Below are 19,451 nucleotides of genomic sequence, written 5' to 3' on the forward strand. Positions count from 1 at the left end.
AGTTTTATTTTCGTTTTAGTTTAATGAGTTAACGAGATACTTGGCGTGAAAACGCACGTGTTCTTCAATAAAGCTGGCGATGAAATAATAGCTATGGTCATATCCTTCAACGCGCTTAATGGTTCCGTGCACACCGGTTTGACGAATAGCCGCGGCCAGATCATCTGGGCGCAACTGTTCCGCTAGGAAATTATCAGCCTCGCCTTGGGATACAAGTAGTGGAGGTGACTGTTTTAGCTTAAGCAATAGTTCGGTGGCGTCATAGTCCAACCACGCTTGCTTATCATTGCCTAAATAGCCACTGAAAGCCTTTTCTCCCCACGGGCACTGACTAGGGTGACAAATAGGAGAAAATGCTGACACACTGCGATAAAGGCTGGGGTTGCGTAGTGCCATGACTAAGGCACCGTGTCCACCCATTGAATGACCACTGATACTGCGTTCATTGCTTAATGGCAGCTCACTTTCGACCAGTTCTCGCAGTTCATCAACGATGTAGTCATACATGCGATAATTTTTGGCCCACGGTTGCTGGGTTGCATTGACATAGAAGCCAGCCCCGAGGCCAAAGTCATAGGCGCCATCGCTGTCATCAGGAACATCTTCACCGCGGGGGCTTGTGTCTGGAATAATTAGCGCAATACCCAACTCAGCGGCAACGCGTTGGGCACCAGCTTTGCTGCTAAAGTTCTCATCGGTACAGGTTAAGCCTGATAGCCAATAAAGGGCCGGAACTTTGCTGGTTTCCGCCTGAGGTGGTAAAAACACACTGAACTGCATGGTGCAATTCAGCGTGTTTGAACTGTGCTCAAAACGAATTTGGCGCCCGCCAAATGCCTTGGTTTCGTTAATCTTATTTATCATAATGAATAACCGAACGAATCGATTTACCTTCATGCATGAGGTCAAACGCCTTGTTAATATCGTCTAAGCCCATAGTGTGGGTAATAAACGTACTCAATTTAAATTCACCGTCAAGGTAGCGTTGCACGTAATCGGGTAATTGGCTGCGGCCTTTAACGCCACCAAACGCACTGCCACGCCATACACGGCCTGTGACCAATTGGAATGGACGGGTTGAAATTTCTTCACCGGCACCGGCAACACCAATGATTACCGATTCGCCCCAGCCTTTGTGACAGCACTCTAAAGCTGAGCGCATTACTTTTACGTTGCCAATACATTCAAAAGAAAAATCGACGCCACCGTCGGTCATGTCGACAATAACTTCTTGAATGGGCTTGTCATAATCGTTGGGGTTGATGCACTCAGTTGCACCCAGCTGCTTGGCAATATCAAACTTAGATTCATTAATATCGACTGCGATAATACGGCTGGCTTTGGCCATAACGGCACCAATGATGACTGAAAGCCCGATACCTCCTAACCCGAAAACGGCAACAGTGTCACCCGGCTGTACTTTGGCAGTATTCATGACTGCACCCATACCGGTGGTGACACCACAACCTAATAGACACACTTCTTCGAGTGGGGCTTCTTTGCTCACTTTAGCAAGAGCTATTTCTGGCACAACCGTATGTTCTGCAAAAGTTGAGGTACCCATGTAATGGTAAATGGGTTTGCCATTCTTAGAAAAGCGGGTGGTGCCATCTGGCATCAGGCCTTTGCCTTGGGTGCTACGAATCGCTTGGCAGAGGTTTGTTTTACCTGATGTGCAAAATTTACACTCACCACATTCTGGTGTGTAAAGAGGAATAACATGGTCGCCAACTTCCACTGAAGTAACACCTTCACCGACCGCTTCTACAATACCACCGCCTTCATGCCCGAGAATGGCGGGGAATACGCCTTCAGGGTCAGCGCCTGATAATGTGTAGGCATCTGTATGACAAACACCCGTTGCGACGATGCGCACCAAAACTTCACCTTTCTGGGGTGGCATCAGATCAACTTCTTCAATTGATAGCGGCTCGCCTGGAGCCCATGCAACTGCCGCACGTGTTTTGATCATTTCCATAGTTACTTCCTTTATGGTTCAGTGTTGAGAGCTTAGTGTAACTGCTACGCACATAAATTGGAAAAAGCTCAAAAAAAAGCCGCTCCTAAGAGCGGCTAATACACTTACATGCAGAATAAACAATTACAGTGGGTTACCATCGCTGTCGAGCATGGTCACTTCACCGAGGTTTAGTGAACGCACGTCGTCAGCTATTTGGGCTGCATCACCAATGATGACCCAAGTTAAGCTTTCGGTATCAATGAATGATGTTGCGGTATTTTGCACATCTTCGACATCGATTGCATTGACACGTTCACCATAGGTTTCCAGCCACTGCATATCTTTGCCTTTGCCTAACGTATCCACAACCGCGCTTAACAACGCTGCTTTGGTTTCGTAAGCGCCTGGCAATTTAGCGGTCTTGTTCATTTGAACTTTTTCAAGTTCAGCAGCCGTTGCCGGTTTATTAGTCTGGTATTGGTTCAATTCTTTCAAGATTTCTTGAATGGATTCTTTGGTTTTATCAGTTTGTACTGGCGCCAAAGTAAAGAACATACCGGCTTGATCGTAACCAGCCCAAATGGTGCGAGCACCGTATGACCAACCTTTATCTTCACGCAGGTTCATGTTCATACGGCTAGTGAAACTGCCACCTAAAATGGTATTGGTTACATCCAGAACGTCTGCATTTTCAACACGATCAGACGGTGCTAAATGGCCCGCTAGAATTGTTGACTGAGGGGTTCCTGGCTGATCAATGATAAACACACGTGGGCTTTCTTGCTTGGCTAAAGTAGTGAATTGCTTGGTGGGCTTTGGTGTGGCAGGTGCTTGCCAATCATTCAAAGCTTCCTCAAGCAGAGGTTTAATTTCTGCCTCGGTTGTTGCACCAACAATCACTAAGCGAGCGTTATCTGGACGTAACCAAGTATCGCGGTAGCTGATTAAGTCTTCGCGCGAAAGCGAGGTAATTGACTGTTCGGTACCTGAACCTGTCAATGGAACGCCATAGGCGTGTTTTTCACCGAAGATTAGTCCAGGCAAAATACGAATTGCTTGGCTGGTCGGTGACGCTTTTTCTTTCTTGATGCTTTCTATCCAGTTGCCACGCTTACGCTCAATTTCGTCGGTTGCAAATGCTGCATTTTCGATAACGTCTGCAAAGATATCAAGGCTTGGTGCTAAGTTTGAAACTAAGCTGTCCATAGAAACCCGCGAAGAATCAATGCTAGCGCTGGTTGATAGATTGGTGCCTAAGCTTTCCAATTGTTCAGCTATATCTTGCGACGTGCGGCTACTGGTGCCTTCACGTAACATGCTCATCGCAAAGCTGGCAGTACCGACTTTACCACCGAAATCTGACGCATAGCCACTGTCAAACACCAGTGCCATTTGCACTGTTGGAACGTCATGACGTTCAGCCAAAGCAACTTCAAGGCCGTTAGACAAGGTGAACGTGCTAAGAGCTGGTAGCTCTAGTTTCGGTAAGTCGCCAACCTTAGGTAACTCAGAGCGGTCAGCTTGCGCTTCGGCTGTGGTGAATTTCGGTTGCGGAACTACGTTCAAAACAAAAGCACCGTCGCTTAACCAGCGCTGTGCAACAGCTTGCAGATCACGTGGTGTTGCGTTGCGGAGTTGCTCAAAAGCGGTTTCATAAAAGCCTGGATCGCCCTGATAAACTTCACCAGCAGCAAGTAAATCTGATTTACCACCAAAGCCGCCAATACGCTCAATACCACGGATGTAATTTGCAACTTCAGAGAATTTAACGCGCGCTAATTCTTCGGCAGTAGGGCCCTCAGCAATAATTTTAGCAAGCTCTTCATCAATAACTGCCTCGATACGCTCCAGTTCAACACCTGGCTTCGCGTCCGCAATGACAAAGAACTGGCCTGCCAAGGTACGTTCGTACTGGAAGCCTGACACCATGCTGGCAATCTGTTCTTCGTGCACTAACCGCTGATACAAACGTGAGTTCTTGCCGCTGGCTAAAATATTGGTTAGCAGTTGTAAGTAAGTAGAATCAGCCGTGCCCATTTCCGCGGTGTTCCATAATTTATAAACACGCGAGGCAGGAACATTGTCTTCCATGGTTGCACGCTTCGTGCCAGTGCGCTTAGCAACCCAGCTTTCCAGTTTCTGTAATGGTTTGCCTGGAGCTATGTGACCGAAGTACTTTTCCATTTTTGCCTTGGCAGTTTCTACATCGATATCACCAGCTAAAACAACAACGGCATTCGCTGCACCATAATAATCGTTAAACCACTGATGCACGTCGTCTAGTGACGCTGCATTCAAATCTTCCATTGAGCCAATAACCGACCACGAATATGGGTGACCTTCAGGGAAGGTTTGTTCAGCTAAATAGCCAAATACACGACCGTACGGTTGCGCTTCGCCTTGACGTTTTTCGTTTTGCACAACGCCGCGCTGCTCATCAAGTTTCTCTTGAGTCACTGCACCAAGCAAGTGGCCCATGCGGTCAGATTCCATCCACAAAGCCATGTCGAGAGCCGGCGTTGGGACGTTTTGGAAGTAATTAGTACGATCGCTATTGGTGGTGCCGTTCATATCCGTTGCGCCAGCGCGCTCAAACGGGCCGAAATATTCGTCGTCGTAGTTCTCAGTACCGTTAAACATCAAATGTTCAAATAGATGTGCGAAACCAGTTTGGCCTTCGCTCTCATCTTTAGAACCGACCGCATACCAAACGTTAACTGCAACGATTGGTGCTTTGCGATCTTCATGCACAACAACACGTAAGCCATTGTCGAGCGTGAAACTTTGATAATCAATGTTAACTGCAGGCAGCTGTTGCGCAGCTATTGTTGATTGGCTTGTTTGTTCAGCGGTGCTTTGACAACCCGCAAGTAGAACAGAGGCAACGGCAACTGCCGTAAGAGTGTGACGAAATAACATATTCATGTTCCCGTATTTTTTATTGCGTTATGAAATTGTAACGAAAGTCATCATAGCGAAGCTTGTGAAATAGGAACATGTTTTGTTAGTGACAAAATGTAACAAGATTGGTCAGGGGTTTACAATACTTCCAATTAGCCGCCTAATCGATGATAATTGCCGCCTGTTGTCGGGCAACTGAAAGAAGTTAAGTGTGGGAAAAACAACCATAATCGCCATTGCTGGCGCATCAGCATCAGGTAAGAGCTTATTCGCATCAACCGTTTATCAGGAATTGGTCGCTGAGTTAGGCGGGCATGGTATTGCGATTCTTGCAGAAGATGCTTATTACCGCGATCAAAGTCATATGAGCTTTGAACAGCGTCAGTTAACAAACTATGATCACCCGTCGGCTTTTGAACATGAATTGCTGGTACAACATTTAGAGCAATTACGCCGTGGCGAGCCTGTTGAAATGCCGCAATATAGCTATAAAACGCATACGCGATTGCAAGACACGATAAAAATTAACCCCGGCAAAGTGATTATGGTGGAAGGCATATTGCTGCTCCACGATCCAAAATTACGACAGTTATTCGATATTTCAGTATTTATGGATACACCGTTGGACGTTTGCTTATTGCGGCGTATGACCCGGGATGTTGAAGAGCGGGGGCGTACCATTCAATCTGTTGCTGAGCAATATCAAGAAACTGTGCGTCCGGCATTTTTTGAATTTATTCTTCCGTCGAAGCAATTTGCTGATCTTGTGGTAACACGAGGTGGTCAGAATGAAATTGCAATCGACTTGATCAAATCGAAAATTCGTCAATTATTGGCGGAATAACAAAAACAATAACGGCTTATAATTTATGAATAGTTTTCTTGGAATCGCCATCATTTTATTGGTTGCTTATGCCTTTTCATCCAATCGCAAGCAGATTCGATGGCGAACCGTAGGCGGCGCTTTTGCCTTTCAAGTTATTCTTGGGGCTTTTGTGTTGTATGTGCCTTTCGGGCAAGACGTTTTGTTTGCTGTGGCATCTGGCGTCGCAAAGATTATTGCCTTTACCAATGCAGGTATCCAATTCATGTTCGGTGGCTTAGCCTCCGCTGAATTTGGCTTTGTATTTGCTATTCAGGTGCTTAGCGTTATTGTTTTTTTCTCATCATTAATCTCCGTACTTTATTACCTCGGCATTATGAAATGGATTATTCGGATTCTCGGTGGCTCGCTACAAAAAATTATCGGCAGCAGTCGTCCAGAGTCGATGTCCGCTGCTGCGAACGTATTTGTTGGTCAAACTGAAGCGCCAATGATGGTTCGCCCGTTTATTGCGAGTATGACGCGTTCTGAGCTGTTCGCGGTAATGGTTGGCGGTATGGCTTCGGTATCAGGCTCAGTACTTGCCGGTTATGCGGGTGTAGGCGTTGAGTTGAAGTACCTGATTGCAGCAAGCTTCATGGCGGCTCCAGCGGGCCTGCTCATGGCTAAAATGATTATCCCTGAAATTGAAAAGCCGCGTGAAGATATTGAAAATATTATCGCCGGTTCAACCGGTGATAATAATGATGCTGTAGAAGTTGAAGACCGTGCAGTTAACGTTATTGATGCGGCAGCTTCGGGCGCTTCAAGCGGTGTTCAGCTGGCTATAAATGTTGGCGCCATGTTGATTGCCTTTGTTGCTTTAATTGCATTGATTAACGGTTTATTTGGTTGGGTTGGGGGCTGGTTTGGCTATCCGGATTTATCCTTACAACAATTGTTCGGTTATATCTTTCAGCCGGTTGCTTATGTCTTAGGTGTAAGTTGGGATGAAGCACAACTGGCGGGTAGTTTTATTGGTCAAAAACTGGTTATTAACGAATTTGTGGCGTATCTCGACTTCGTTAACTACAAAGACCAATTGAGTATGCATAGTCAAGTAATTATAACCTTTGTGCTGTGTGGCTTTGCGAACTTCTCGTCGATTGCTATTTTACTGGGTGGACTCGGTGGAATGGCGCCTAGCCGCCGTCATGATATTGCGCGTTTAGGGATGAAAGCATTACTTGCTGCAACCCTTGCGAACATGATGAGTGCGGCTATCGCGGGCTTCTTTTTCTCACTTGGTTAAACGTTCGTGTTTGCGTACCACACCTTCTTGCATGGTGGACGCAACTAACGTGCCGTCGCGGCTAAATATTTGGCCGCGCACCAAGCCGCGCGCACCCGTTGCCACTGGGCTATCAATCGCATAGAGCAACCAATCGTCCATGCGGAAATCTTTATGAAACCACATGGAATGGTCAATGGTTGCCATTTGGATGTTAGGTTGCGCAAAGCTGAATCCATGCGGCTGCAAGGCTGTTGGCAAGAAATTGAAGTCTGACGCATAAGCCAACAAATATTTATGCACGCGCGAGTCATTGGGCATGTCGCCGTTGGCGCGTAACCAAACATAGCGTCGCGGCGCATCAATCTTTGGTTTAAATGGATTATTAGCCGTTACAAAGCGCATTTCTATGGGCTTTTCAGAAATAAACTTATTGCGGATTGATTCCGGAATAAGTTCAGCGTGCTCGCGATAGATATCAATATCAGAAACTAAACCTTCAGGCCCTGGAACGTCCGGCATGGTGTCTTGATGCTCAAAGCCAGGTTCTTCAATTTGAAATGACGCGGTCATATAAAAGATGGGCTTGCCGAATTGAATGGCTTGCACACGGCGCGTAGAGAAGCTCTTGCCGTCGCGAATGTTTTCGACATCATAAACAATTGGTTTATGCGCATCACCAGGTCGCAAAAAGTAGGTGTGCAGTGAATGCACTTTGCGGTCTTCGGGTAAGGTTTCTTTTGCTGCAGATAGAGCCTGTCCAATAACCTGCCCGCCAAACACAGCACCAAAACCTAAGTCTTGGCTTTGGCCGCGATAAAGGCCCTGTTCAATGGTTTCTAGCTTTAATAAGTTGAGTAGATCGTCCAATACCTGGCTCATTGTTGTTCCTTCGAATCATTCATCACTTAACGACCCTATCTGGTCTGATCAGCGCTATTATAAGGCCTCGTTTGACGTACACAAGAGTCACTTTACGAGGCGATAACAATGTTTTTATCGCGCTGCTGCTTGGCTTTGTACATCGCATTGTCTGCTTGCAGCAATAACAGCTCAATATCGCAGCCATGACGAGTGGAGAGTGCAATGCCAATACTGGCACCAACTTGAAACTGGTTGGAACAGCTCGTTAGTTCGATGGGAGCATCGAAGGCCGCCAAAATCTTTTCTGCGATTTTATGAGCGTCCTCAGCAGTTTGCACCCGCTCAAGTAACAGGACAAACTCATCACCGCCAATGCGAGCAACCGTATCATGACTGCGTACCGATTTGAGTAGGCGTTGGGCAGCCGCATGTAATACCTGATCGCCAATGGCATGCCCATATTGGTCGTTGATTTCTTTGAAATGGTTCAAATCAATGTACACAACACCAATATCGCTATGCAGTGTTAGCGCCTGAATGGTTCGTTGGTAAAAGTAATTGCGGTTCGGTAGTTGGGTCAGAGGATCGTACAACGCAAGACGCTCCAAACGGTCAAACAATTGCTGCCGTTCAATTTCAACGCGCCGTTGCGCCGTGATGTCGCGCGCAACAGCAATACGAATATCGTCATTAGGCGAGTAACGAGCAGACCACAATATGGTCGCTAAGTCGCCATTTTTACGAATGTAACGATTTTCAAAATCAACTTTACCGGCACCACTCATAATTTCGGCGGCGGTTAAACGGGTGCGCTCGTGGTCATCTGGGTGCATGAACGCAAACATCGATTGACCGATCATTTCTTCAGGCTTGTAACCGAAAACACGTTCAGCACCAGCGCTGACGTAAATAAATTCGCCGTCGGGATTAACCACACAAATGGCGTCCAACAGTAAATCCATGTATTGTCCAAGCGCCTCAAAGGCCTCTAGTTTTCGATGTGGCATGCTGATTTGTGGTTCCCATTACAGTAGACACTCTGTTATACCATGCCAGACGAAATTTACGAATAGTGGCATTCAAATGTCAGTTTTTCTGATCAATATTATGATGTATCAATACGTTACTTGGTTGATCTTTGCTTCCACAATACCCATAGTGAATATAAATTGGCGCTATGGCTGAACCACTATTTTGTGTCTAAGCTTAGAGCATGTATCGTTTGAAAAAGGAGTTAAGCTATGTCGAGCACCGACAGCTTGAAAACGTTAAGCACATTAGAAGTAAATGGCAAAACCTATCATTATCACAGCCTCCCTAAAGCTGCCGAGCATTTGAAAGGTATCGGTGACGTTAATAAATTGCCGACATCGATGAAAGTATTACTCGAAAATCTGCTGCGCAACGAAGATGGCAGTACCGTAACCCACACGGATATTGAAGCCGTCGCTAAATGGCTTAAACACAAAAAATCTGATCGTGAAATTCAATACCGTCCTGCGCGTGTACTGATGCAGGACTTTACTGGGGTACCTGCGGTGGTTGATTTAGCCGCAATGCGCGATGCCGTTGCAAAAGCAGGGCAGAACCCAAATCAAATCAACCCGCTGTCAGCCGTCGATTTGGTCATTGACCACTCGGTTATGGTGGATAAATACGCCACGCCGGAAGCGTTTAAACAGAATGTTAAAATTGAAATGGAGCGCAATTTTGAGCGCTACCAATTTTTGCGTTGGGGCCAAAATGCCTTTGAAAACTTCCGCGTGGTACCGCCTGGCACCGGTATTTGTCACCAAGTGAATTTAGAATACTTAGCCAAAGTGGCGTGGACTAAAGATCAAGACGGTAAAACCTATGTGATGCCTGACACCTTGGTAGGTACCGATTCGCACACCACCATGATTAACGGTTTGGGTGTATTGGGTTGGGGTGTTGGCGGCATTGAAGCTGAAGCGGCCATGTTGGGTCAGCCAGTTTCGATGCTGATTCCTGAAGTGGTTGGTTTCCGTATGACAGGCAAGCTGGCTGAAGGGCTAACAGCTACCGACTTAGTACTAACGGTAACTCAGATGCTGCGTAAGCATGGTGTGGTTGGTAAATTCGTTGAGTTCTATGGCCCAGGTCTCGATAACTTGCCATTAGCGGACAGGGCAACTATCGGTAACATGGCACCAGAATACGGTGCTACTTGCGGCTTCTTCCCTGTTGACCAAGAAACACTTCGTTATCTTGAGCTGTCAGGTCGTGACCAAGATACAATCGATTTGGTTGAAGCCTATTCGAAAGCCCAAGGTATGTGGCGTGACTCTGACCAAGAGCCAGTGTTTACAGATTCGTTGGAACTTGATTTGAGCACAGTGGAAGCATCACTGGCAGGTCCGAAGCGCCCGCAAGACCGCGTGGCGATGGCACAATTAGGTTCGGCCTTTGATTTGTTTTTAGAAACCAACGGTCAGTCAGATGAAAAAGAAAAAAGTATTGCTGTGAAGGGCAAGGACTTTGAGTTATCGCATGGCGATGTGGTCATTGCTGCAATTACGTCGTGTACCAACACGTCGAACCCAAGCGTCATGATGGCTGCTGGTTTAATTGCTAAAAAAGCTCTTGAAAAGGGCCTAAACCGAAAACCTTGGGTAAAATCGTCATTGGCACCAGGCTCCAAGGTTGTCACAGATTACTTAGCCAAAGCGGAGTTAACCCAGTATTTAGATAAATTAGGATTTAACTTGGTTGGGTACGGTTGCACCACGTGTATTGGCAACTCGGGACCTTTGCCTGATGAAATCACTGATGCAATTCGCGAGGGTAATCTCACCGTGTCATCGGTGCTCTCTGGTAACCGCAACTTTGAAGGCCGTATTCATCAGGACGTAAAAGCCAACTGGCTTGCGTCGCCGCCTTTAGTTGTTGCTTATGCCTTGGCCGGTACCACACGTATTGACCTGACTAAAGATGCGATTGGCACTGACAAGCAAGGCAATCCAGTGTTTCTGAAAGATATTTGGCCAAGCAATAAAGAAATTGCAGATGCGGTGCGGTTTGTTGACGGCGCAATGTTCAGCAAGGAGTACGGCGAAGTATTTAAAGGTGACGAAGAATGGCGTGCGATTCCAGTTGGTGAAGGAGAAACCTATAGCTGGAGCGATGATTCGACCTACGTCAAGAATCCACCATATTTCATCGGTATCGACAAGCCACTGCCTGCTTTGAGTGACTTAAAAGATGCCCGTGTGCTGGCGGTATTTGCGGACTCGATCACGACGGATCACATTTCGCCAGCGGGCTCCATTAAGCCGGACTCGCCAGCAGGCAAATATCTGCAAGAAAATGGTGTGCCCGTTGACGAATTCAACTCCTACGGTTCACGACGCGGTAATCATGAAGTTATGATGCGTGGTACTTTCGCCAATATTCGTATTAAAAACCAAATGTTAGATGGTGTTGAAGGTGGCTTTACGCGCCATGTACCAAGCGGCAAAGAAATGCCTATTTATGATGCCGCCATGCAGTATCAGCAAGAAGGCATGCCATTGGTGGTGCTTGCGGGTAAGGAATATGGCACGGGTTCAAGTCGTGACTGGGCTGCTAAGGGCACTACACTATTGGGCGTAAAAGCGGTGATTGCTGAAAGTTTTGAACGTATTCATCGCTCAAACTTGGTAGGTATGGGCGTCTTACCGCTGCAATTTACCGATGGTGAAGGCGTGCAAGCTCATGGCTTAACAGGTGATGAGCAAATTAGTATCACCGGACTTAACGATGACCTGAAACCTGGGCAGTTGCTGAAGGTGCATGCCAAAAAGGCAGACGGTTCAACCGTTACGTTCGACGTGAAATGCCGTATTGATACTGGTAATGAACTGGAGTACTACCGCAGCGGTGGTATCTTGCACTATGTGCTGCGGCAGATGTTAGCGGCCTAAATTGTTAGTGCTCGGCCGCCGTCGACTTTGATGGATTCGCCAGTGATGAACGGGTTGTCGCGTAAAAAACGCACCGTTGCAATCATTGGCTCCAATCCGCCTTCAATGTTGAGCGGCGTCTCAGCTAACACTTTTTGGCGGTGAGCGCTGTCGTGCTCTGGTAGAAAAAGAATAGGCCCTGGCTGAATTGCGTTAACGCGCACAGCTGGGGCTAATTTTTTGGCAAAGGACAATGTAAGGCTGGCAAGACCGGCTTTTGCCGCACAGTAAGCAACATAATCAGTCGACGGGCTGTCTACATAAATATCTGTAATATTAATGACATTGCCATTTGTCGCAGCTAATTGTTTGTGGAGACGATTGATCAGCAAGTAGGGCGCTGCCGTGTGCACATTCAACACGGCCGTTAAGTTTTCGTCACTTGCGTCAATGCGCGCGTTTTCGAAAAAACACGACGCGTTGTTTACCAATAAATCGAGTTGCGAAACGCGCTGTTGCACTGAATCAATGAGCTGATGTACTTGCGCTAGGTCGGCTAGGTTAGCCTGCACGGAAACAGCACCACGGCTTTCTAATTCAGCAACACCGTCTTTTGACGTGTTGTAGTGCGCAATGACTTGATAACCTTCATCCAGCATGGCGTGCGCGAGTGCAAGTCCAAAGCGACGGCCTGCGCCAGTAATAAGAACTGTTTTTGTAGAATTAGTCATGCTGGAAGTCCAATTGTTGCTGCAGATTGTTTGCCATAGGTTTTAACGTTGGAATAACTGATTCAAGGTAACTTGGCACGAGCTGCCAGATATCTTTATGCGTAAGACTCCCCAAAATATCTATATCCATTGGGCGGTCTTTTTGGCTACTTAAGGGGTCTTTTCGGTCGCGGCCTAGATTAATTTCTATGGCGTTAAAGTGCAGTTTTAAAGTATCAGAATCAAGGTCAGTCTCAAGCAAAAACAATGCGTTTAAGAAATCTAAATCACTTTTCATCGCCACTGGGCGCGTATATATCGCACGCGAATAATGCGCGCGGCCATATCGTGCGATTTGTTCACGCGCTTTGGCAAAGTTTGTTTCGGGCGCGAGGTTTGCACCCATCGTACACAAATAAATTTGAGGCATAACATTCCCTAAACTGCAGTGATTGTGAGCATACCTTAAGTTGAAATGATTTTCCTCACTTGGTAGCCTAGACACAAAGGGCTACAGGAAGGAATAGTGCCAAACCTAATTAGGTTCGCAGTATACATCGCTCTGTTTTTGTTGATCACGCTGAATGCGCGACCCGCCTCTGCCTATGTTTTATCGGCACAAGGCGAATTGCCGGTGCTGTCAGCCCCCTCTGAAAGTCGCGAAGGCTATTTTGTATTAAAACTCTCTGACGCACCACGCCAAGCTTTATGGGTCGAGTATTCGACTGACCCCAAATTCACCAAGGTAGTGCGGACCTATCCGTGGTTCGGTGATTTTGATCGCATGACCTTGTCAGGGTTTAGTAACGGCGAACATTTTTTCCGTTTACGCAGTGACAGCCATCCCCAAGCTAACTCAACTCAGTTAAGTAACGTTGTAAAAGTGCGCGTGGATCACTATCCGTTATGGCAAGCCATTGGACTATTTTCGGTCGGATTAGTCGTATTCATTTTTCTTGCTGGACTCATATGGACCAACCATCAACGGAGTCGCAACGATGACTGAAACAACAGACTTTGCCCTCAATAGTTCGCTCGGATTGGCCTTGGTGGTTATTTTTGGCCTAATTTGGATTGTGTTTGGGTGGTACTTAGGGCGCTCGAATAAAACTCATGAAGACTTTGCTCTAGCGGGGCGTAATGTTGGTTTTGCTCTTGCTGCCGCAACCGCAATGGCAACTTGGGTGACCAGTAATACCACCCTAGTAGCACCGCAACTAACTTATCAATTTGGCATTTGGGGTATGGTTGGCTATTCCTTTGCCGCGCTTGGATTAATCTTATTTGCGCCGCTGGCTGCGCGAATAAAGCGGTTAATGCCCAATGGTTACACCTCGGGTGATTTTATCCGCTTACGCTTTGGTCAAGGTGCATGGTGGGTGTTTATCATTATCTCGGTGGTTTATGCGTTTGGCTGGTTAATCAGCTTAGGCATGGCTGGCGGTATTCTACTGCAAGCGTTAAGTGGGCTTGATTACCATATTGGCATGACCGCAATTCTTATCATCTGCGTTGGGTATACCTTGTTTGGCGGGTTACGTGCCGTTATCGCCACCGACTTTATTCAAGCCTTGATTATTATTGTTGGTGTAGTGGCTATTGCGTGGTTCTTAATTGATACGGTTAGCTTAGAAAGCATCCACGGCGAACTGACAAATAATCACCCGAAACTTTTGGATTTGTTATTTCCAGCCGCGGTGATGTTTCTTTTCAACAATATTTTCTTTGGCTTGGGTGAAATTTTTCATTCAAACGTCTGGTGGTCACGGGCACTTGCGTTTAAGGGTAAAGTAGCATTCAAAGCATTCTTACTGGGTGGCTTTTTATGGTTGCCCATACCTATTGTAACTGGGTTCATTGCCTTAGCTGCTCCCCAACTTGGAATTTTCCCGCCCAGTGCCGATATGGTGGGACCCATGGTGGCCGCTGAAGTGCTCGGTAAGGTTGGTGCTATTGTTGTCTTTATTGTGGTTTTTTCCGCGTTAGCGTCTAGCCTTGATTCATTGCTGGCTGCGACATCTGACTTGGTAACACGCGACATTTACCATAAGAAATTACGTCCAACTGCGAAAGATCGCGATTTATTCCGTTTTAATCGGTACTGCATTGCCGGAATTGGTGTTGTTACTTGGGTGTTCTGTTTGCCTCAGATTGCAACGTTGGGCGCGCTTTTAAATTTTGCCGGCGCTTTTGTTGCCAGCACGATCTTTCCAATTGTGCTGGGGTTATACCAACCGAAGTTATGCGGTCGTTACGCGGCGTTGGCAATGGCGAGCGGCACAGTGTTGGGCCTAGTGGGTTACTTTGCGATTGGGTTCTACGTTGCTGCACTAACGTCTTGCATCATTTCTGCAATCGTCTGCGCTGTTGGACTATGGCGCAGTAAACAGCGTTTTGACTGGCAGTTATTACAGGAGTCATCGTAATGCTTGGTTTAACCGGCTTTAGTGCCTTGGTGATGATTTGCTTAATTTTAGCAGCGATAGCGCCAGTAATTTTACTTACGCTATGGCTTAAAGATTTATTTTCTAAACAACTTTGGTAACACACTTATGAATGTGAATGATGTCTCATTTGAACGTGAGCGGCCCGACGTGTATGGCGATGCCCATCCGAAAGCCTTGCTACGCGTTATCCAGGAAGACGGCGACTTTTTGGTTAAGTTGGCGAACCAGCATATTGTTTCGGGTGATCAATTTGATCAAGACACAATGAAACAACTGTTTCGGTTAGCGGCGAAAATCGAAAGCAATCCAAAGCGGTTTAGTTCTCCGTTACAAAATAAGATTTTAATTAGTGCTTTTTATGAGCCAAGTACCCGCACACGACTTTCGTTTGAAAGTGCGTGGCATCGGTTGGGTGGTGACATTATGTCGATTACTGATCGCTCAACCACGGGTATAGCTAAAGGTGAATGCCTGGCTGACGTGGCAGAAATGTTCAACAACTACGGCGACTGCGTCGTGTTGCGCGACAATCATGAAAGTTCGCTATTTGAAATGATGGACGCTTTACGCATTCCAATTATTAATGCTGGCAACGGCGCCGATGAGCATCCGACGCAGGCGTTGTCAGATATGTACGCTATTTTTAAATGGCGACCGGAACTGGTCGACCCAGCCAATAACAGCAAGATTCGTATAGGTGTTATCGGGGTTCCGAATAAAATGCGTACCGTACGCAGTTTTTTAAAGTGCTTGTCAGTGTTTCCCCATGCAGTTGACGAGTTGGTGATTATTCATGATGAAGCGAGCACGGCCGATTTATTTGGTGCGGGGCAGCGCGAAAAATTGGAAGCGCGGGGTATTAAAATCACAACCAGTACCGAACTTGAGTCGATACTCCCGACGCTTGACGTTGTGTACATCAATGCGATTTCTTGGGAAGGCGATACGTTCAATACCTACGGCAGTGCATTTCACCTGACCGCGAATTCACCGTTAAAAGAAAATGCAATTATTTTGCACCCGCTAGCGCGGGGCGAAGAACTCGCAACAGACCTCGACCATACTGCGCACAACTGGTATTTCAGCCAAGCGCGCGGTGCGGTATTTTTACGCATGGCCCTACTGACATGCATGGTAGAACGTGCAGAGCGTGTCATTGACGTCGTATAGAACAAGGACCCAGAAGTATGTGTGGAATTGCAGGAATTTTTAATCGTAATACAGGCCAACAGCCTGATCCGCAAACCTTAGTGAATATGGCAGCGATTATGCACCATCGCGGCCCTGATGGGTTTGGTTACCATGTAATGCCAAACTCCGGTGTTGGATTTAGTCATGCGCGCTTATCGATTATTGATTTGGATGAAGATCGTGCGCGCCAACCATTTGTGAACGATAGCGGCAACTTATTGCTAGCGCATAATGGTGAATTTTATGACTTCAAGCGAATCCGAGCTGACTTGACGGCGCGAGGCGCACGGTTTCGCACCAAAAGCGATTCAGAAATCGTTTTGCATTTGTATGAACGTGAAGGCTTGGACGAAACTTTAAAGCACTTACGTGGAGAGTTCGCATTTGGCTTATACGATACCCAACAAGATGCCATGTACTTGGTGCGTGACCGCTTCGGTATCAAACCTCTTTATTACACCGAAACACCTGAGGGTGTGGTATTTGGTTCTGAGCTGAAGGTGCTGTTTGCGCATCCGGCGGTGCAGCGTAAGTTTTCATCCGAAGGTTTGTACCATCAACTTATTCAAGTGATGGTGCCGGGCTCAACCGCATTTGAAGGGATCAAACAAGTTGCGCCAGGGCATGTGGTGAAAGTTGTGCGTAAGGCAGACCAGCTTGAACTCAGCGAGCAAAAATACTGGGATGTTAACTTTCCACTTGAACATGAATACCCCGGTGATGATGTTGATGAACAGCAATACATTGACGGTGTGCGTAAACACCTTCTAGAAGCGGTTCAACACCGTTTAACCGCAGATGTACCCGTAGGATGCTATTTGTCCGGAGGAATTGATTCTTGCGCTATTTTGGGCCTATCGGCAGCGGCTACGCAAACCTCAGTAAAAGCGTTTACCATCGGCTTTGATTCCAATGACTATGATGAAACCCCCATAGCGCAAGAAATGGCTGAAGCAACCGGGGCTGATCATCACATCATGCGATTGAAAGCTGATGATTTGTATGACCACTTTGTTAAAACGATATGGCATACGGAGCGCACCATCTACAACACGCTTGGCGTGGCAAAGTACCTCATGAGCCAGCAGGTGCATGATGTGGGCTATAAAGTAGTTTTAACGGGCGAAGGTTCGGACGAACTGTTTGCAGGCTATCCGGCTTTTCGTAAAGACATGTTTTTACATGGCCTCGATCATCTGCCCGACAGTGAACGTAAAGCCTGGCAGGAATTGCTGGAGAAAAATAACAAGCTGTTTAAGGGCGCCATGTTGGCCCGTGAAGAGTTTGTGAGTGCCGCGTTTAACGCAAAGATGGGCTTTACCCCGAGCTGCGTGCAGCCTTGGTTGTCGTGTGCTGATACAGCATTGCCGTTAATCAATGAGGAACGCCGTGCGGAACTCGATGACTATGATGCGGGTAAAGCAATTGCGGACACCTTGGATGAAGCGATGCTAAAAGGGCGTCATCCGCTAGATAGAGCGCAATATGTTTGGATAAAGACCATGCTTGAAGGGCAGATTTTGACCTGGGGCGGCGATCGTGTCGATATGGCGAATTCGATGGAAGCTCGGCCGCCATTTTTGGATCATCACCTAGCCGAGTATGCCTTTACCGTGCCACCGCACTTGCGCATTAAAGGCAACAAGGAAAAATATGTGCTACGTGAAGCCATGAAAGGCTTGTTGCCGGAAATTTTGTACAAACGTGAGAAGTTTGCGTTTATGGCGCCTCCAGCGCATACCGATCCGAAAAAATGGCAGGCAGTGTTAAAACTGGCTGAACAGTTTTTGTCAGAAAAAGCAGTTAAAGAAGCGGGTTTGCTGGACTATGCTGAAGTGCAGCGTACGTTTGAAAAACATGAGTCTGATGCTGTGCCGATTGATGAAAAAGTGCAGCTCGATGCAGTAATTAACCATATGCTTGGCGTGCAGATATTGCATCATCATTTTGTTAAAACCGATGTGCCTGCATTGGCCCAACAACGGGCCAATGAGCTTGGCTGGTGCGCTTAACGCACCAGCTTTAATAGGGCTTGGGCGATATCGGTGTTATCGATATAACCTTTAAACGCGTCAGCGCCCGGGCCTGATGCCATTACCGGAACATCTACAGCGGTGTGTCCGGTAGTGGTCCACCCGGTGCGGGTGTGTTCGCTGATTATATGAACCAACACGTTACGAATTGGAGCGAGTCGGCTTCGACCTTTCAATTCGGAGCTAACGGTAATTGCCTCGATTTGTTGCCATTGTTGCTCGGTTAACTCAAGGTTTAAACGTGGTGCTAAATATTCGCGCCACTGCGACTTGGGTAAATCGAGCAGGGCAGTCGCCATCACTTCAAGTGACTGGTTGATGCCCATCACCTTCTCGGAATACCACGCATACTCACCACCTTGCCCAAGTGTTAGGCCACCGGTGGAATGATCAGCTGTAATCACCAACAAAGTATTCGGATGTTGCTGCATATAATCACGCACCACTTGCACGGCCGCGGCAAAGTCAGCCATTTCATGCACCGCACAGGCAATATCATTCGCATGCCCACACCAATCAATCATACTGCCTTCAACCATCAATGCGAACGGTTTACCGGTTTGTGCTGATTTGTGCGTTAGCGTGCGAAGCGCGTGTTGGGTCATGTTGGCTAAGCGCTCTGGTTCGTCATCAATAGCAAAAGGCAGTGCAGTGGGGGCGAACAAGCCTAGCACGGGTGTTGTTTGAACCGCATCGAGCTGATCCATTTCCGTGACCACAGTCATGCCTTGTTGCTCTAACTGCGGCAGCCAATTCATGTCGTCACGATTAAAATAGTCGTAACCACCGCCAAGTAAGACATCGAAACTCCATCCGCCGTCAGCGACTTGCTGGGCATAGGAATCCGCAATGGCATTGTAGAGGCTGCGCGATGGATGATGGGTAAAGAAACTTGCCGGTGTTGCGTGGTTAACTTGCACCGTGGCAACCGCGCCAGTCGACCAGCCTTTACTACGCGCTAGCTCCATGAGCGTTTGTTGCGGTAGTTTTTGTGCATCGATGCCAATTGCACCATTGTAGCTCTTATGGCCAGTGGCTAGCGCTGTCGCACTCGCGGCTGAATCGGTAACCCAAGTGCTATCGTCCGGATAGGTAGTTGCAGCGCCAACCAAGAGGTCGTCAAAAGGCGTCGATGCTAAATGTTCAGAACCAATCTCGCTCATGGCGTAACGATAAGCGGAAATATATTCAAACCCCATGCCGTCACCAATCATAAAGATAATATTTGGTGCTGAATTGGGTTGCGCAGAGGCTTCTTGTTTATCGGGATTTGAGTTAGCGGCACAACCTGATAATACGAGCGTGGCCATCGTCATGACCGTAGTTACACGTAACAACATAAATGTTATC

The 19,451-nt window shown here is 47.1% G+C and carries 15 protein-coding genes; 7 read left to right on the forward strand and 8 right to left on the reverse strand.

Going from position 1 to position 19,451, the window contains the following annotated elements:
* Positions 1-15 precede the first annotated feature (15 nt).
* The 3 genes from fghA to ACN0UY_RS01090 all read right to left on the reverse strand — a co-directional run bounded on the left by fghA (position 16) and on the right by ACN0UY_RS01090 (position 4,879).
* Entirely contained in the window at positions 16-861 is an 846-nt protein-coding gene (fghA, locus tag ACN0UY_RS01080) for an S-formylglutathione hydrolase (protein WP_417665892.1), read from the reverse strand.
* Complete coding sequence (locus tag ACN0UY_RS01085; protein WP_417664978.1) at positions 854-1,978, reverse strand: S-(hydroxymethyl)glutathione dehydrogenase/class III alcohol dehydrogenase; 1,125 nt, start codon at positions 1,976-1,978, stop codon at positions 854-856. The genes fghA and ACN0UY_RS01085 overlap by 8 nt, the downstream gene beginning before the upstream one ends.
* Before the next feature lie 123 nt (positions 1,979-2,101).
* The gene (locus ACN0UY_RS01090) at positions 2,102-4,879 is read right to left on the reverse strand and encodes a M16 family metallopeptidase (protein ID WP_417664979.1); all 2,778 of its coding nucleotides are present in this window, start codon (positions 4,877-4,879) and stop codon (positions 2,102-2,104) included.
* 193 nt (positions 4,880-5,072) lie between these two features.
* On the opposite strand from ACN0UY_RS01090, the gene udk reads away from it, so the two are divergent.
* Together udk and ACN0UY_RS01100 are read left to right on the forward strand one after the other, a co-directional pair.
* Positions 5,073-5,705: a uridine kinase gene (gene udk, locus ACN0UY_RS01095; protein WP_417664980.1), complete on the forward strand. Its 633-nt coding sequence runs from the start codon at positions 5,073-5,075 to the stop codon at positions 5,703-5,705.
* A 25-nt stretch (positions 5,706-5,730) separates the two neighbouring features.
* The gene (locus tag ACN0UY_RS01100; protein ID WP_417664981.1) at positions 5,731-6,975 is read left to right on the forward strand and encodes a NupC/NupG family nucleoside CNT transporter; all 1,245 of its coding nucleotides are present in this window, start codon (positions 5,731-5,733) and stop codon (positions 6,973-6,975) included.
* Here the strand turns inward: ACN0UY_RS01100 and tesB are convergent.
* Together tesB and ACN0UY_RS01110 are read right to left on the reverse strand one after the other, a co-directional pair.
* Entirely contained in the window at positions 6,964-7,836 is an 873-nt protein-coding gene (gene tesB / locus ACN0UY_RS01105; protein ID WP_417664982.1) for an acyl-CoA thioesterase II, read from the reverse strand. The two genes, ACN0UY_RS01100 and tesB, sit on opposite strands and share 12 nt — an antisense overlap.
* Positions 7,837-7,928: 92 nt before the next feature.
* Positions 7,929-8,825 carry a diguanylate cyclase domain-containing protein gene (locus ACN0UY_RS01110; protein WP_417664983.1) on the reverse strand — a complete coding sequence of 299 codons (897 nt, stop codon included), beginning with the start codon at positions 8,823-8,825 and terminating at the stop codon, positions 7,929-7,931.
* Between the two features lie 234 nt (positions 8,826-9,059).
* Between ACN0UY_RS01110 and acnA the strand changes: the two genes are divergently transcribed.
* Positions 9,060-11,741 carry an aconitate hydratase AcnA gene (gene acnA, locus ACN0UY_RS01115; RefSeq protein WP_417664984.1) on the forward strand — a complete coding sequence of 894 codons (2,682 nt, stop codon included), beginning with the start codon at positions 9,060-9,062 and terminating at the stop codon, positions 11,739-11,741.
* On the opposite strand, the gene ACN0UY_RS01120 is transcribed toward acnA, so the two are convergent.
* Together ACN0UY_RS01120 and ACN0UY_RS01125 are read right to left on the reverse strand one after the other, a co-directional pair.
* On the reverse strand, positions 11,738-12,451 hold the full coding sequence (locus ACN0UY_RS01120) for an SDR family oxidoreductase (protein ID WP_417664985.1): 714 nt from the start codon (positions 12,449-12,451) through the stop codon (positions 11,738-11,740). The two genes, acnA and ACN0UY_RS01120, sit on opposite strands and share 4 nt — an antisense overlap.
* Complete coding sequence (locus ACN0UY_RS01125) at positions 12,444-12,860, reverse strand: 2-amino-4-hydroxy-6-hydroxymethyldihydropteridine diphosphokinase (RefSeq protein WP_417664986.1); 417 nt, start codon at positions 12,858-12,860, stop codon at positions 12,444-12,446. Before ACN0UY_RS01125 ends, ACN0UY_RS01120 begins: the two co-directional genes overlap by 8 nt.
* A gap of 96 nt (positions 12,861-12,956) precedes the next feature.
* On the opposite strand from ACN0UY_RS01125, the gene ACN0UY_RS01130 reads away from it, so the two are divergent.
* The 4 genes from ACN0UY_RS01130 (at position 12,957) to asnB (ending at position 18,080) form a co-directional block, all read left to right on the forward strand.
* The gene (locus tag ACN0UY_RS01130; protein ID WP_417664987.1) at positions 12,957-13,436 is read left to right on the forward strand and encodes a hypothetical protein; all 480 of its coding nucleotides are present in this window, start codon (positions 12,957-12,959) and stop codon (positions 13,434-13,436) included.
* Complete coding sequence (locus ACN0UY_RS01135; protein WP_417664988.1) at positions 13,429-14,856, forward strand: sodium:solute symporter family protein; 1,428 nt, start codon at positions 13,429-13,431, stop codon at positions 14,854-14,856. Before ACN0UY_RS01130 ends, ACN0UY_RS01135 begins: the two co-directional genes overlap by 8 nt.
* Before the next feature lie 126 nt (positions 14,857-14,982).
* On the forward strand, positions 14,983-16,047 hold the full coding sequence (locus tag ACN0UY_RS01140; RefSeq protein ID WP_417664989.1) for an aspartate/ornithine carbamoyltransferase family protein: 1,065 nt from the start codon (positions 14,983-14,985) through the stop codon (positions 16,045-16,047).
* Positions 16,048-16,064: 17 nt separating this feature from the next.
* Positions 16,065-18,080, forward strand: coding sequence for an asparagine synthase (glutamine-hydrolyzing) (asnB, locus tag ACN0UY_RS01145; RefSeq protein WP_417664990.1), 2,016 nt, complete (start codon positions 16,065-16,067; stop codon positions 18,078-18,080).
* On the opposite strand, the gene ACN0UY_RS01150 is transcribed toward asnB, so the two are convergent.
* Complete coding sequence (locus ACN0UY_RS01150) at positions 18,077-19,441, reverse strand: alkaline phosphatase (RefSeq protein WP_417664991.1); 1,365 nt, start codon at positions 19,439-19,441, stop codon at positions 18,077-18,079. The two genes, asnB and ACN0UY_RS01150, sit on opposite strands and share 4 nt — an antisense overlap.
* Positions 19,442-19,451: the final 10 nt, after the last annotated feature.

It is taken from the genome of Pseudidiomarina sp., assembly GCF_048268165.1.
Classification (GTDB): domain Bacteria; phylum Pseudomonadota; class Gammaproteobacteria; order Enterobacterales; family Alteromonadaceae; genus Pseudidiomarina.

Bases quoted from the DNA above. Each gene is read 5' to 3' on its own strand.
- acnA (WP_417664984.1), top strand. From the start codon at position 9,060: ATGTCGAGCACCGACAGCTTGAAAACGTTAAGCACATTAGAAGTAAAT.
- ACN0UY_RS01140 (WP_417664989.1), top strand. From the start codon at position 14,983: ATGAATGTGAATGATGTCTCATTTGAACGTGAGCGGCCCGACGTGTAT.
- ACN0UY_RS01090 (WP_417664979.1), bottom strand. From the start codon at position 4,879: ATGTTATTTCGTCACACTCTTACGGCAGTTGCCGTTGCCTCTGTTCTA.
- ACN0UY_RS01120 (WP_417664985.1), bottom strand. From the start codon at position 12,451: ATGACTAATTCTACAAAAACAGTTCTTATTACTGGCGCAGGCCGTCGC.
- tesB (WP_417664982.1), bottom strand. From the start codon at position 7,836: ATGAGCCAGGTATTGGACGATCTACTCAACTTATTAAAGCTAGAAACC.
- ACN0UY_RS01110 (WP_417664983.1), bottom strand. From the start codon at position 8,825: ATGCCACATCGAAAACTAGAGGCCTTTGAGGCGCTTGGACAATACATG.
- ACN0UY_RS01125 (WP_417664986.1), bottom strand. From the start codon at position 12,860: ATGCCTCAAATTTATTTGTGTACGATGGGTGCAAACCTCGCGCCCGAA.
- ACN0UY_RS01135 (WP_417664988.1), top strand. From the start codon at position 13,429: ATGACTGAAACAACAGACTTTGCCCTCAATAGTTCGCTCGGATTGGCC.
- ACN0UY_RS01100 (WP_417664981.1), top strand. From the start codon at position 5,731: ATGAATAGTTTTCTTGGAATCGCCATCATTTTATTGGTTGCTTATGCC.
- ACN0UY_RS01085 (WP_417664978.1), bottom strand. From the start codon at position 1,978: ATGGAAATGATCAAAACACGTGCGGCAGTTGCATGGGCTCCAGGCGAG.
- asnB (WP_417664990.1), top strand. From the start codon at position 16,065: ATGTGTGGAATTGCAGGAATTTTTAATCGTAATACAGGCCAACAGCCT.
- ACN0UY_RS01150 (WP_417664991.1), bottom strand. From the start codon at position 19,441: ATGTTGTTACGTGTAACTACGGTCATGACGATGGCCACGCTCGTATTA.